The sequence below is a fragment of the Paenibacillus sp. UNC496MF genome (assembly GCF_900113915.1).
Lineage (GTDB): Bacteria > Bacillota > Bacilli > Paenibacillales > Paenibacillaceae > Paenibacillus_Z > Paenibacillus_Z artemisiicola.
Genome location: NZ_FORE01000009.1, coordinates 372,495 through 386,335, shown reverse-complemented (window position 1 = coordinate 386,335; position 13,841 = coordinate 372,495). Strand labels below are relative to the sequence as shown.

At 55.5% G+C, this 13,841-nt stretch carries 16 protein-coding genes; 12 read left to right on the top strand and 4 right to left on the bottom strand.

What is annotated here, in order from left to right; genetic code table 11:
* Positions 1 to 16 precede the first annotated feature (16 nt).
* From BMZ79_RS17650 to BMZ79_RS17640, 3 genes are all read right to left on the bottom strand, one after another.
* Positions 17 to 319: a VOC family protein gene (locus tag BMZ79_RS17650; protein ID WP_090642079.1), complete on the bottom strand. Its 303-nt coding sequence runs from the start codon at positions 317 to 319 to the stop codon at positions 17 to 19.
* Between the two features lie 35 nt (positions 320 to 354).
* Positions 355 to 660, bottom strand: coding sequence for a winged helix-turn-helix transcriptional regulator (locus BMZ79_RS17645; RefSeq protein ID WP_177222187.1), 306 nt, complete (start codon positions 658 to 660; stop codon positions 355 to 357).
* Positions 661 to 751: 91 nt separating this feature from the next.
* Positions 752 to 1,195: a MarR family winged helix-turn-helix transcriptional regulator gene (locus tag BMZ79_RS17640; protein WP_090642076.1), complete on the bottom strand. Its 444-nt coding sequence runs from the start codon at positions 1,193 to 1,195 to the stop codon at positions 752 to 754.
* A gap of 155 nt (positions 1,196 to 1,350) precedes the next feature.
* Between BMZ79_RS17640 and BMZ79_RS17635 the strand changes: the two genes are divergently transcribed.
* The 4 genes from BMZ79_RS17635 (at position 1,351) to BMZ79_RS17620 (ending at position 3,749) form a co-directional block, all read left to right on the top strand.
* Positions 1,351 to 1,581 carry a hypothetical protein gene (locus tag BMZ79_RS17635; RefSeq protein ID WP_090642075.1) on the top strand — a complete coding sequence of 77 codons (231 nt, stop codon included), beginning with the start codon at positions 1,351 to 1,353 and terminating at the stop codon, positions 1,579 to 1,581.
* 212 nt (positions 1,582 to 1,793) lie between these two features.
* Positions 1,794 to 2,498, top strand: coding sequence for a hypothetical protein (locus BMZ79_RS17630; protein WP_090642073.1), 705 nt, complete (start codon positions 1,794 to 1,796; stop codon positions 2,496 to 2,498).
* A 58-nt stretch (positions 2,499 to 2,556) separates the two neighbouring features.
* Positions 2,557 to 3,489, top strand: a complete 933-nt coding sequence (locus BMZ79_RS17625) for an aminoglycoside phosphotransferase family protein (protein WP_090642072.1) — start codon at positions 2,557 to 2,559, stop codon at positions 3,487 to 3,489.
* 35 nt (positions 3,490 to 3,524) lie between these two features.
* Positions 3,525 to 3,749, top strand: a complete 225-nt coding sequence (locus BMZ79_RS17620; protein ID WP_090642071.1) for a hypothetical protein — start codon at positions 3,525 to 3,527, stop codon at positions 3,747 to 3,749.
* Positions 3,750 to 3,781: 32 nt separating this feature from the next.
* Here the strand turns inward: BMZ79_RS17620 and BMZ79_RS17615 are convergent, their stop codons facing one another.
* Positions 3,782 to 4,645: a helix-turn-helix domain-containing protein gene (locus tag BMZ79_RS17615; protein WP_090642069.1), complete on the bottom strand. Its 864-nt coding sequence runs from the start codon at positions 4,643 to 4,645 to the stop codon at positions 3,782 to 3,784.
* 154 nt (positions 4,646 to 4,799) lie between these two features.
* Between BMZ79_RS17615 and BMZ79_RS17610 the strand changes: the two genes are divergently transcribed.
* From BMZ79_RS17610 to BMZ79_RS17575, 8 genes are all read left to right on the top strand, one after another.
* Entirely contained in the window at positions 4,800 to 5,708 is a 909-nt protein-coding gene (locus BMZ79_RS17610) for an ABC transporter permease (protein ID WP_256252806.1), read from the top strand.
* 15 nt (positions 5,709 to 5,723) lie between these two features.
* Positions 5,724 to 6,620, top strand: a complete 897-nt coding sequence (locus tag BMZ79_RS17605; RefSeq protein ID WP_090642066.1) for a carbohydrate ABC transporter permease — start codon at positions 5,724 to 5,726, stop codon at positions 6,618 to 6,620.
* A 31-nt stretch (positions 6,621 to 6,651) separates the two neighbouring features.
* Positions 6,652 to 8,346 (top strand): ABC transporter substrate-binding protein, encoded by a 1,695-nt coding sequence (locus BMZ79_RS17600; RefSeq protein WP_090642065.1) that lies wholly within the window; start codon positions 6,652 to 6,654, stop codon positions 8,344 to 8,346.
* A gap of 70 nt (positions 8,347 to 8,416) precedes the next feature.
* Complete coding sequence (locus tag BMZ79_RS17595) at positions 8,417 to 9,940, top strand: glycoside hydrolase family 43 protein (protein WP_090642063.1); 1,524 nt, start codon at positions 8,417 to 8,419, stop codon at positions 9,938 to 9,940.
* A 237-nt stretch (positions 9,941 to 10,177) separates the two neighbouring features.
* Positions 10,178 to 11,173 carry a Gfo/Idh/MocA family protein gene (locus BMZ79_RS17590; protein WP_090642062.1) on the top strand — a complete coding sequence of 332 codons (996 nt, stop codon included), beginning with the start codon at positions 10,178 to 10,180 and terminating at the stop codon, positions 11,171 to 11,173.
* A gap of 126 nt (positions 11,174 to 11,299) precedes the next feature.
* Positions 11,300 to 11,872 carry an NADPH-dependent FMN reductase gene (locus BMZ79_RS17585; RefSeq protein WP_256252805.1) on the top strand — a complete coding sequence of 191 codons (573 nt, stop codon included), beginning with the start codon at positions 11,300 to 11,302 and terminating at the stop codon, positions 11,870 to 11,872.
* Positions 11,873 to 12,075: 203 nt separating this feature from the next.
* Positions 12,076 to 12,558, top strand: a complete 483-nt coding sequence (locus BMZ79_RS17580) for a DUF2975 domain-containing protein (RefSeq protein ID WP_090642060.1) — start codon at positions 12,076 to 12,078, stop codon at positions 12,556 to 12,558.
* A gap of 233 nt (positions 12,559 to 12,791) precedes the next feature.
* Positions 12,792 to 13,826 (top strand): sulfonate ABC transporter substrate-binding protein, encoded by a 1,035-nt coding sequence (locus BMZ79_RS17575; protein ID WP_090642183.1) that lies wholly within the window; start codon positions 12,792 to 12,794, stop codon positions 13,824 to 13,826.
* Positions 13,827 to 13,841 lie beyond the last annotated feature (15 nt).

The window sequence follows — 13,841 nt, the reverse complement described above, 5'->3', positions numbered from 1 at the left end:
GTTATCTTGCCCGGCATCATCCCTTATCATACTGCAGGTTCCATTCGATGCCGTTGCGATCTTTGACGGCCGCAATAAATCCGCCGACGGATGTTTCCGTTATAGGCTTGAGAATTTGGCCTCCCGCCGCCAAGGCCTCATACGCATTGCGAATTTTTGCTTCAGAAGGGAAACGGATTACCGAATCTCCGCTGAATATACGTTGATATAACGCGCTTTCGTTTTCGATACTTTCTTCGGTAACCCAACGCTTAATCGCATTTCCGGTTCCGAAATCGCCGTTAAAATAAACAGGACCGTTGTCCTCCATTCGGCTCATGGTTTTCACCTCCTTTCACGTGTCGCGGGCATCGTTCATTCGTTACAATCCATATGTTGGTCAACCCATCGTTCGAATGCTTCGACCATTGGCCGCAGTGCTTCCCCTTTAGCCGTCAAGGCGTATTCCACGCGCAGGGGGATTTCGGGATGCATGTGCCGCGAGATCAGATTCTCGGCTTCGAACATGCGCAGGCGATCGGTCAAGGTCGTCCCGGTTACGGGCACCGCTCTCTTGATGTCCGAATAACGTTTCGGACCGTTCATTAATTCCTTCACGATGTCGTAATTCCATCTTCCGAATAGCAAGCGGCTATCGGCTTTGAATTTGTTTGTATCCATGTCGTTTCTCCGCCTATTCCGGGAGCTCCCCATTTTATATTAATAAAGAAATTGACAATCAACATCTTGACTAATTAATTAAAAATTTTTGTTACTCCTCTTTTTTCATATTTTCGATCATTCTTTCAAGAAAACCGCCGAACGATGCCAATTCCTGTTCGGAAAATCCCTCAAACAAACGTTCAACCTTCTCCTCGGAATATAGATTGACATTGGCCAGCGCTTCTTGACCTGCTTCGGTGATGCTGACTTTGGTGACGCGCCTGTCATGCGGAGATTCGTAAGTCGTGACAAATCCGTTTTGTTTCATCCGCTGCACCAGGCCGGTCATATTTTGCTTGGTCACGAGCATGTTGTTCCCCAATTCCTTGAAGGATTGATCGCCGACCCGCGCAAGCGCGATAAGAATAAACCATTGGTGCAGGCTGGTCAAGCCGACTTGCGAGGACAAGTTGTGGCCGACACGTTCTAACAACACATTGGCCCGGAATACGTTGTCGATAATGTCCAGTCGTTCGTTTTTGTTCTCGTTCATGGCCTCAACCTCGATAGTCAATTAGTTGACTTTATTATAGGAGTCAGGAGCGGCTCTGTCAATGGCCGGCGGTTTTACTGCAAAGACGGGGCGTATCGCGCAACAACCGTGCTTTTCCGTTCGTCTGGTAAGATGTGGATAAAGGAGGCGGAGGCGTGAAGAAACTGATTCTCGGTGCCGTTTTACTTCTTTGCGGTTCAATCATCTATGGGTTTAGACTGCTTGCCGCGTCTATGCTCGTTGTAAAGGATTCGATCAAAGGCGGCAATGCCGGCCTATCCAACGGGCTTGATTGGGTAGGAAATCAGTCCTTCTGGGTAGCGCTCGTTTTAGTCGTTGTCGGGTTGCTGCTTGTTCTGGCAGGGTTGTTTGAGAATAAGGCTTGAAATTGGTTTTTGGCGTAGTCTTAAAGGGTTAGCGTGATTCATTAACTGGGCTGGCCATCATGCATAAAGAGGGACGCATAGAGGAGGAAAATAGATTTTAGGAGGGAACGGCGTACCGGTATTTGCGAAATCCGATGATTCATTGCTGCAGAGCAACTACGAAACGAGTTCTTGCGTGAAAGGTGTAAACAACCAGAAAGGAAGCGTGCACCATGATGCGAAGGACCATCATTGTACTGGCTGTCATACTGTTAACCGGCTGCGGACGCCAAACGGAGCCGAGTCGCAATGCGCAAGGCGGAGACGCAAATCATACCGTGCAAGTAACCGAACATGAAGCGAGTGGTTCCGGGACCATCGATCCGCTGAGCGAGCCTGGCGGAGTTCGCAGCTTTCTTCACGATAACCAGATTCCGAACGGCGACATCTATTTGAAGGATGGGCTCCTCAATATCAATCTCGTCAAACCGACGGAAAGAGGCGAGCGGCTGCTTGCGGGCCGATATAAAACCGGGACATACAGGACGGTGCGCGTTACGCACTCGATCGCGGAGCTACAGGCAGCGCAAGATAAGCTCGGCAACCCGGAACTGTTCGGCAGACTCAATCTATATTCGACAGACATCGATGTGATCAAAAACAAAATCAGCATCACGATGCCGGATTCGAGCGAGGCAGATGCGAAGCCCGCGATCGAAAAATGGATAGACCCGCGTCTGATTGACTACGACATTCAAAAGCTAAGCGAGAAGCCGAACGTCGTAGGCTCAATCATGAAAATCGACAACGAATCGCATCGCATTCTCGTTCTGGAAGACGGGAAGACCGAGCCAAGCTACTGGTTCAGCTTCAACAAGCACTCGGAGATGGTGGACGGCACCGGCGGCTCGATCACCTTTGACGATTTAAAGGAATAGGCCAACCTGCGAGTATGGATCAACGGGCCATACACATTGATGAACGGGAGATGGAACCATGACTTCCTATGATAAACCGAGCTTGGCCATGAGCGAAATCGAAGCAGTGTTACGGAAACATTTCGGAACAGGCGCATCCGGGATTACGCCGATGGCGGGCGGCAACTTGAGCAGCGTGTTTTCCTTCGTCCACGAAGGAAAAGGCTATTGCGTGAAATTCAGCGATCTGGCCGGCGCGTACGAGACGGAACGCTATGTTTCCGACTTGCTTTCGGGCCAAGGAATCCCGTTTCCGAAATGTTTGGCGCTAGGGAAAACGGGCCGGCTAGCCTACGCGATCATGGAGCGTATCGAAGGGCGCAATCTGGCCGATTGCACGGAAGAGGAGCAAGCCCGTCAATTGCCGGATCTTATGGCCATCTTGACGAGTCTGGCCGATGTGAAGGTGGGGGCAACATCCGGGTACGGGTGGATCGGGCCGGACGGCAACGGAGCCTACGCTTCATGGAAGGATTTTGTCGTGGCCTTCAATGCGGAAGATCAGACCGGGACGTTCTGGGAGAACTGGCACGACCTCTATCGCACGTCTTGCTTAGAAAAAGACGTATTCGAAGAAATCTATCGCCGATTGTTGGCCTATGTACCCTATAACGAATCGTACAGGGGGTTTATCCACGGAGATTTTCACCAGTGGAATATTTTGTCGGACGGCACGCGGATTACCGGCATCATTGACGGCAATTGCATGTACGGGGATTTCCTCGTGGACCTCGCCATTCTCGATCGGCATATGCCGAGAAGCGGCGTCATTCGGAAGTATCAAGATCATCAAGCTAAAGCCGGAATGGCGATTCCGAATTTCAAGGAGCGGTTGCTCGGCGCTTATTATTTCAAGGGACTCGATGGGCTTCGATTCTATGCGAAGATGGGATGGAAAGATGCCTATCAAGGCACGCGGGAGTTTCTTCTGAACTTGAATGAATCCTCTTAGTTGATGGATACTCCGTGTAGAAGGCGGGGGGTGTAATGAATCTGATCTGCGAATCGCAAGACGTTAGCGATTATCTGGCCGTGACAGCAGAGGTGGATCATGATCACCCAATGATTGCTGAATTGACTTCCAAATTGGCAGCATCATCGCAAGATCAAGCGGATTTTGTTAAGCAGTCGCATGAATGTTATCAACGGCTTACGATCGGGGACACGCCAGACAAATCAAAACCATCATTCATGTTGAATGATGGTTTTTGATTTGAGCCGGATAGCGGTTCGATTCAGGCCCGCTACAGCTGCTGACGATACGTCTTAGGGGACATGCCGTATACTTTGTTGAACTGACGGGTGAAATAATTGCTGTCATTAAAGCCGCTTTTATACGAAACCTCCGTAATCGGACCCTTCGTCGTCCTCAGCAAATGGCATGCATGCTCCAAGCGGAGCCGAAGCAGATAAGCGAAGGGCGTCGTCTGGTAATACGATTGAAAGATCCGGTTCAAATGGCGTTCGGATATGCCGGATTTGCCCGCGATCTGTTCCCGCGTTAGCGGCTCGAGGTAGTGATCCTCCATGAAGGAGAGGGCTTTCGCCACATGCATGAGATTCCCTTGAATGCCGTGACGGTCTTGATTCTGGTACTGCCTCGACAGATACACGACGAGTTCCATGAATCGGGAGCGCAGCATGGTCTGATAGCCTTGAAGCTTGTCCGTATATTCCTCGATCATGACGGCGGCCAAGGAGGCGACGTATTCCAGACTGGAGACCGGCAAGCTGAGCTTGCTGTTGAACGGCTGGATGTGCCGGTAAAACGGTTCCAACACGAACAGCGCCTGATAGCCGATGGACGTTCGGAGGTCGGAACCGGCCGCGGTCATGATGTCCGGGCGGTACATGATATTGCAGATTCGAAAATCATGCGGATCCTTGTAAGCATGCGAGGTGGCGCCGTCGATCACGAAGACGTCCCCCTTCTTGATGAACGAGGCTTCCGTATTCACGATATGCGTGGCATGCCCGTTCAAGACAATGACGAGCTCCGAGAAATCCACGTGATCGTGGAGATACATGTCTTCGTCATGCCCGCCGTACCCGATGTAGAACAGAAATTGCTGGTCGGACGTGAACCAATGCAGATGAACGCTTCTCATACGACTCCCTTCTCCTGACAAGACAAGCTGAGCATATGTCCTAATCATGCTAGTTTAAGACCCGAAAATCAAGGATAAGGGCGAATGGCTTCCACTATAATGCTAAATGAACGCGAAAACGCACAGGCAGAGGAGTGGTACAGATTTGTCCTTCATGAGTATTTGGCAGCGCATCGTCCGGCAGCGATATCTTTATTACATGTCGGTCCCTTTCGTCCTATTTGTGTTGGTCTTCAGCTATTTGCCGTTATGGGGCTGGACGATGGCGTTTCAGCAATTTAGAGTCGGCAAGTCCTTCTGGGAGCAGAAGTGGGTCGGCTTCGATAACTTCCGCCTGTTGCTTCAAGACGAGCAATTCTATCATGCGCTGAGAAATACCTTGGCGATGAGCGTGCTCGGGCTTCTGGCCAGCTTCACGATCCCGATTCTATTCGCCGTGCTGTTGAACGAGGTTCGTCTTTCCTTTCTGAAGCGTTTTGTTCAGACGGTATCCTATTTGCCTCACTTCGTCTCCTGGGTGGTAGTGGCGGGGATCGTGACGAAGATGCTATCGGCGGAGAACGGCGTCGTGAATCAAATCTTGGTCAAGCTCCATCTCCTTCAAGCGCCGGTTCAGTTTATGGCGAAGGAAAATCTATTCTGGTACCTGGTGACGAGCGCCGACATGTGGAAAGAAACGGGATGGAACGCCATCATTTACTTGGCCGCCATCGCGGGAATCGGCCCGGAGCTTTACGAAGCGGCCCGCGTCGACGGCGCGAGCCGCGTGCGGCAAATTTGGCATATCACGCTGCCGGGGATCCGCACGACCCTTATTATTTTGCTGATCATGTCCATCGGCCATCTGATCAGCATCGGCTTCGAGAAGCAGTTTCTCCTCGGCAACAATCTCGTCCAAGAGAAATCCGAGGTGCTGGACTTGTATGCCCTCAATTACGGCCTGGGCATGGGGCGTTACTCGTTCGGCACGGCGATTAACATTTTCAACTCCGTCGTCAGTCTGATGCTCCTGTTCGCGGCGAACGGACTTTTCAAGAAAATCACCAAAGAGAGCATTCTGTAAGGAGGTCGTGGAGAAGTGAAAGGTCGTACTTCGCCGTCGGATCGGGTCTTCGATCTGATCGTGTACCTGGCCATATTACTGGTGGCGGTCTGTACCCTGTATCCGTTTTTGAACGTGCTGGCGATCTCGCTGAACGATTCGACCGACACGGTAAGGGGAGGCATTACGATTTTCCCCCGTCATCTGACGTTCGAGAATTATTCCCTGATCTTCTCGTTCGGGGGATTGCTGACCGGACTCAAAATATCGGTGCTGCGGACGGTGGCCGGCACGATCGCGGGTCTCCTGAGCTCGTCCATGCTGGCCTACGTGCTCAGCCGGGCCGATTTTGACGGCCGCAAATGGCTGTCCGTATTCCTGGCCATGACGATGTACGTATCCGGCGGCCTTATTCCGTCGTATTTGTTGATGCGCGACATGCAGCTTATCGGAACGTTTTGGGTCTATGTGCTTCCCGGGCTCGTAAGCGCATTCAACGTATTCGTCATTCGGTCCTTCATCGACGGGCTGCCCATTGCCCTTCAAGAATCGGCCAAATTGGACGGGGCGAACGATTTTACGATCTACCGGCGCGTCATCCTGCCGCTATTGACGCCGGCGCTGGCCACGGTCGCGCTGTTCCTGGCGGTGGGCCAATGGAATGCCTGGTTCGATACGTATTTGTACAACGGTTCGAACGAACGGCTGACCACTTTGCAGTTCGAGCTCATGAAGGTGCTGCAGAGCACGCAGGCGGGCGGCGGCGGTCAAGCGGTGAACGGCATGACCATGAATCAACTCATGAACCGGATCTCCCCGGAATCGGTCAAGATGGCGATCACCGTCATCGTGACGGTGCCGATTCTGCTGGTCTATCCGTTTCTTCAGCGGTATTTCGTCACCGGAATGACGCTTGGCGCGGTGAAAAGCTAATCGAATTCAAGTTCAAATGGGGGTTATACGCATGAGAAAAGATTGGAATCTGCCGAAGGCAGGCTTGGTAATCGCGCTCGCGGCAGGCGTGCTGGCCGGGTGCGGAGGGAACGACGGCGGCCATGCAAGCGTTAACGCGGGGAAGGAGCAGGGAAGCGATACGTCTCCGATTACCTTCTCGTTCTTCAGCGAAGACGCGAACCCGAACTGGCGGGACATGCAGGACGACGTAGGGAAAGCCATCACGAAGCAAACGGGCGTTACGCTGGACGCCGAATTCGCGGTCGGCGATCCGTCCCAGAAAGTCGCGCTTATCGCCACCGGCGGCGATTATCCCGATCTGATCAGCCCGAAAGGGGATCTGAACAAATTGGTCGACGCGGGCGCGATGCTCGATCTTACGGATCTGATCGAGCAATACGCCCCGAATTTGAAGAAGCTGTTCGGCGACCAGTTGAACCGCTTGCGCTACAGCAACGACGATCACGCGATCTATGTCATCCCGACGTATTCGGCCGTCGACGGCAAGACGCTCGTGGCGGGCGGCGGATTCGAGCTGCAGCATCGCGCGGTGAAGGAAGCGGGCTATCCTCCGGTCAAAACGCTGCAGGATTACGAGCGCGTGATTCAATCCTACTTGGACAAGCATCCGACGGACGAGAACGGCAATCAGAATATCGGACTCACGCTCAACGCGGACGACTGGCATATGTTTATATCCGTCACGAACCCGGCGGCGGAAACGACCGGCAAGTCGGGCGACGGCGAATACGTGATCGATCCGAAGACGTATGAAGCGACCTACCATTATCGCACGGAAGGCGAGAAGGCGTACTTTAAATGGCTGAACCATATGTACAACGTCGGTTTGCTGGATAAAGAGAGCTTCGTGCAGAAGAATGACCAGTACGTGGCCAAGATCGCATCCGGGCGGGTCGTCGGCCTGATCGACGCCGACTGGGGGTATGCGGACGGGGAAAAATCGCTGAAGACGGCCAACAAGCTGGACCAAACCTACGGGCATTATTCGGTCATGCTGTCGGATGCCTACAAGGACAACCGCTTTCAGTCGACGGGCTTCATGGCCGGCTGGGGCGTCGGGATTACGACGGCTTGCAAGGACCCGGTCAGGGCCATCAAGTTCCTGGATTACCTGGCATCGGAGCAAGGCCAGATTCTCAACAACTGGGGCATCGAAGGCAAGCATTATACGGTTCAGGACGGTAAGCGCGTCGTGCCCGAGGAGGTTCAGAGCCGCATTATAAACGATAATACGGCGTTCAGCCAGGAATCCGGCATCGGCTTCTATTCCAACCTCGGCGCGCACTACGGGGACGGCGTGCTGGATGCGACGGGCAACTATTACACGAAGAATTTCCCCGAACAAATCGTCAGCACCTATACGAGCGCCGATAAGGAAACGCTGAAGGCGTATCACGCCACGACGTGGAAGGACCTGTTCCCGCAAGAGGACGAGTTCCCGGTGAAAGCATGGGGCGCGGCCTGGAACATCGCCGTACCGGGCGACGACGAAGTCACCATTTTCGGCAATAAAATGAAGGACATCACGTGGAAGCAAATCCCGCAGGCCGTCATGGCGAAGCCGGAAGACTTCGACCGGCTGTGGGACAAGTATCAGCAAGCCCTGCTGGATGCGGGCGTGGAGAAGATGGAGAAGGGCTTTACGGCGTACGTCCAAAATGTCGTGAAGCTCTGGAACGAATAAGCCGTCACGAGAAGAACCGGATAGCAGCGCTTAAGTCAGGACTAAATCGAGGAGGAGAGCGATCAATCGCATGCATTATCACAATCCCGTTATCAGCGGATTCCACCCGGATCCCAGCGTTTGCCGCGTCGGCGAAGACTATTATCTGGTGACCAGCTCGTTTGAATATTTTCCGGGCGTGCCCTTATTCCACAGCAAGGATCTGGTGCACTGGGAGCAGATCGGACATGTCTTGACGCGGGAGGGACAGCTGGATTTAAGCCGGGCCGGAAGCTCCGGCGGCATCTATGCGCCGACGATCCGGTATCGGAACGGCTTGTTCTACATGACCACGACCAACGTGTCCGGCGGGGGGAATTTCTACGTCTACGCGGATGACCCGAGAGGCGAGTGGTCGGATCCGATCTTCGTGGATCAGCCCGGCATCGATCCCGACTTGTTCTTCGACGAGGACGGCTCCGTGTACTATACGACGTCCCATGACGCGAAGGGGCAAGGCGCGTACCAGAGCCGAATCGATATTCGGACGGGGAAGCGCTTATCCGAGGTCAGCTTGCTCTGGCGGGGAACCGGCGGTCAATATCCGGAGGCCCCGCATCTCTATCGCATCGGCGAATGGTATTATCTCATGCTCTCGGAAGGCGGCACGGAGTACGGGCACATGGTGACCGTTGCGAGAAGCGCGAGACCGGACGGTCCCTTCGTCGCTTGTCCGCATAATCCGATCCTGACCCATCGCAGCCGCTTGAAGCCGATTCACGCCACGGGCCACGCCGACCTCGTTCAAGGGCCGGATGGCAGCTGGTGGGCCGTGTTCCTGGGTATCCGCCCCGCGGGTTATCCCGCTCGCCATCATCTGGGCCGGGAGACGTTCTTGGCACCCGTGACGTGGACGGAAGAGGGATGGCCCATCATCGGCGACGACGGAACGATCGGAGAGACGATGCCGGCGGGCAATCTCCCGTTGCGGCCGAAGACCGAGGGGGCGACAAGGGAAGGCTTCGATCGGGCGACGCTTGCCCCTTGTTGGAATTTCCTGCGTTCGCCGGATCCAAGGAATTGGTCGCTTACCGCGAAGCCGGGATGCCTAACGCTCTTCGGCTCGGAGGCGACGTTGAACGACACGGGCGTCGCGGCCTTCGTCGGGCGCAGACAGCAGCATTTTTCGTTTCGGGCAAGCGCGCGCTTAACCTTTGCGCCCGAGCGGGACGGCGAAGAAGCGGGACTCGTCGTGTATATGAACGAGCGCTTCCACTACGAAATCGCGGTCGCGCGGCATGCGGGAGCGCGCAAGCTCCTCTTCCGCAGAAGGCTCGGCACGCTGTGGAAGGTGGAGAACGAGATGCCATGGTCGACCGATTCGATCGTATTGAGCGTCCATGCCGATACCAGCCTGTATCGCTTCGGCTTCGCCGAAAACGAGGACAGAGCTCCCGTCCGGTTCGGTCAAGGGGAATGCAGCATGCTGGCCACGGAAGTAGCGGGCGGTTTCACGGGCGTGTTCATCGCCATGTATGCGACGGGCAGCGGCAAGCGCTCGGTAACGCCGGCGTATTTCGATTGGTTGGGTTATGAGGCGGAGACGCGGCCGTAATTCGCGAACGATAAACGAGCTCCGTCCCCTGGACGGAGCGTTTGGTTTCGCTTCGTCTCAGAGAAAGAGGAAACGAACGCATAGGGGTGGTTAGGGCCGTCGTTGTCGGGGCTTCCGCCGGACCAGCCTGCACGGCGCTAACGGGCAAGATTTCCGGCCATATCGGCCAAGCCGTCTTTGCAAGCGCCTCCGGATGGGTTAAGGTAGAGTTATCCGAGAGGTAAAGGAGACTTGAACATGGCGGAACAACGCATGGTGAAATGGGGCATTATGGGACCGGGAGGCATCTCGGACAACTTTGCGACGGAGCTGCCGCACGCGCCGGGCGCGGAGCTCGTCGCCGTCGCGGGACGCTCGCTCGACAAGGCGCGGGCGTTCGCCGAGAAATTCGGCATTCCGCGCGCTTACGGCAGCTGCGAGGAGCTCGCGGCCGATCCGGACGTCGAGATCGTCTACGTCGGCACGCTGCATCCGATCCACAAGGAGAACGCGCTGACGCTCTTGCGCGGCGGCAAGTCCGTGCTCTGCGAGAAGCCCTTCACGATCAACGCGGCCGAAGCGCGGGAGATCGCGGACCTGGCCCGCGAGAAGGGCCTGTTCCTAATGGAAGCGATGTGGACGCGGTACTTGCCCGCGATCGTCAAGGTGCGGGAATGGCTGGACAGCGGCGCGATCGGCGAGGTGCGCATCGTGAAGGCCGAATTCGGCTTCGATGCGGGCTGGCATCCCGAAGGCCGGCTGCTGAACAAGGAAAAGGGCGGCGGCACGCTGCTTGACGCCGGTATCTACCCGGTATCGTTCGCGTCGATGCTCTACGGCGGGGAGCAGCCTTCCAAGATCGCGAGCTCCGTTGTGATCGGCGAGACGGGCGTGGACGAGCAATTCTCGCTGTTGTTCGAATACGACGGCGGCCGCACCGCCTCCCTGCATGGCTCGATCCGTCTATTCATGACCAACGAGGCCGTCATCTACGGCACGAAGGGGCGGATCGAAGTGCCGGGCTTCTTGTTCGCCAAGGCCGCGACGCTGTACGTGAACGGGGAGGAGCCGGCAGCCTTCAAGCAAGAGCTCGAGCCGTCCGGCCATTTCTACCAGGCGATCGAAGCGATGGAGTGTCTGCGCGCGGGCCGCAAGGAGAGCGAAGTCTTGACCGTCGACGAGACGGTGCGCATCATGGAGACGCTGGACCGGGTCCGGGAGCCATGGGGACTCCGGTATCCGAGCGAAGCGTGATCGGCCGAAAGGCATGCCGTAGGGAAGGACGATAAGCGAAGGCCTGACTCGCTGAGATGCGTCCCGTTGCCGATACGGCCCTATTGACCCTGACATTGGCGTCAGGGGATATACTTGCGAGATCACATGGAAGAGGTGGTGAACGATATGAATCAGCGGCCTCTGGTCGTGTTAGGAATATCCGGAAGTCTTCGCAAGCTTTCGGCGAATTCACGGATTCTCGCGTCCATGGAGGGGATGCTGCCTGCGGGTGCCGCGTTTCGGTCGTACGAGGGGTTGGCGAGCTTGCCGCCGTTCAATCCCGACCTGGACCTGGACGATGCCGAACCCCCCGAAGCGGTGGCGGAATGGCGGCAAACGTTGCGTTCGGCGGACGCGGTCGTCATTTGTACGCCGGAATACGCGCGCGGCGTGCCGGGCTCGCTCAAAAACGCGCTCGATTGGGTCGTCTCCTCGGGTGAGTTTATGGCTATGCCGACGGCGGTTATCAGCGTATCGCCGCATCCCGAAGGCGGCGCGACGGCGCTAGCCTCGTTAATGCAGACGCTTAAGATGATGAGCGCGACGATTCCGGACGACGCGATTCTCGCCGTGCCGTTCGCGAGCAGGAAGCTGGGGGCTGACGGCAGCGTGACGGACGCGGATACGTTAACGTCGCTTCGCCGCCTCGCGGGAGCGCTGCTGCAGGCAGTAACGTAGCGGGGGACGATGGGCGAACGTACCCGGATCAGAGACCTTGCTACAGGCTTGTTCAAAACATGGAAACGGCAGCCAATATCGCGGCTGCCGTTTTTGTGTTCCGGTAAGGAGCGTAAAACATCATAAAAAACGATATCGATTTATTGTAAAACAATAAAATCTGTGATAAAGTCACGTTATCATCGATTAGCGAGGTGCTCGTTATGAAACGGGGAACAACGCTCTTTTTGAAGGTGGCCGATCTTGTCATTGGCCTTCCGGTTCTGGCGTTGTGCGTATTTTTGGTGCCGAAGATCGGGGACTTTGCAAGAGAATCCTATCCGGCCATGACTTATTTGAAACCTCTCGTCGTCATCGATATGTACGCGGCGGCGATCCCTTTTTACGTTGCTTTGTATCAAGCGTTTAAACTATTGGGCTATATCGATCGGAACCAAGCGTTCTCGGACTTATCCGTAAAGGCGCTCATGAAGATCAAATATTGTGCCCTCGCGACCGGCACGGTGTACCTGTTAGGCATGCCGCTATACTATCTTTTGGCGAAGAAGGTCGACCCTCCGAGTTTCATGCCCTTCGGATCGGTCATTATTTTCGCCTCCCTGGTCATCGCCGTGTTTGCCGCCGTCCTCCAAAGTCTTTTACAAGAAGCGATCCGGATAAAATCGGAAAATGAGTGGACGATTTGAATGAAAACGATGGCGGTGATCAGGTTCGATGGCGACAGGAAGCCGAGGGACGCGAGAATGTTTTAATTCATAGTTGACTTATAGGAATAATCAATTTATGATAAATCCATCAGATTCCATGAACTTACCGGACCGCCGGAAGTTTCCTCTTGCTCATTCTCCTACGAAGGAGCTTTGCACAGGGAAACTTCCGGTTTTTGCGTTGTCCGAATTACTCGATCGGGGTGGTTATCATGAAGAAACGATTGCCTGCTTACCGCAACTTATCCGTGTTCCTCATCGCTTTGCTTAGCATGACCTTTGTATTGGCCGGCTGCGGCGCGAACAACGCGAATCAAGCAGCGGATGCCGGTCCATCGGAGAACGCGGCCGCGGACGCGAATTCCAAGCCAACCTCGGGGGACGCCGGCGGCAAAGAAATCCGCATCGGCTACCAGAAGTACGGCACCGTTAACATTCTGAAAGCCAAAGGCACGCTGGATAAACGTTTGGAAGCGGAAGGCTACAACGTGACGTGGACCGAGTTTCCCGGAGGACCGCAGCTGCTGGAGGCATTGAACGTCGGCAGCATCGACATCGGCCATACCGGCGAAGCCCCGCCGATTTTCGCGCAGGCGGCCAAAGCGCCGCTTGTCTACCTGGCGCATGAGCCGGCAAGTCCCAACAGCGAAGGCATCCTCGTGCCGAAAGATTCGAAGATTGCCTCGCTTGCCGATCTGAAAGGCAAGAAGATCGCGCTCAACAAAGGCTCCAACGTCCACTATTTGCTCGTCAAAGCGCTTGAGAAAGCGGGCGTCGACTACAACGACATCACGACGGTGTTCCTGCCTCCGGGCGATGCCAGGGTCGCCTTCGAGAACGGCACCGTGGACGCGTGGGTGATCTGGGATCCGTTCCTGGCGGCGGCGCAAACCGCGACGGACGGCAAGCTGCTGACCGACGGCAAGGATCTCGTGTCGAACGTGGAGTTCTATCTCGCGTCCCGCAAGTTCGCCGAAGCGAACGGGCCGGTCATCGATATCTTCAAGGAAGAGCTGGACAAAATCGACAAATGGGCCGAGGCGAATCAAAAGGATGTCGCGGCGCTGCTGTCCCCGCAGCTCGGCATCGACGTGCCGTCGCTGGAGCTGGCGGCCAATCGCAGAGGCTACGGGCTGCTGCCGATCGACGATTCCATCCTCGACGCCCAACAGAAGATCGCCGATACGTTCTTGAGCCTGAAGCTCATTCCGGACGCCATTCAGGTGAAGGACGCGACGTTAAAATAAAACGGGTCTCGCGTG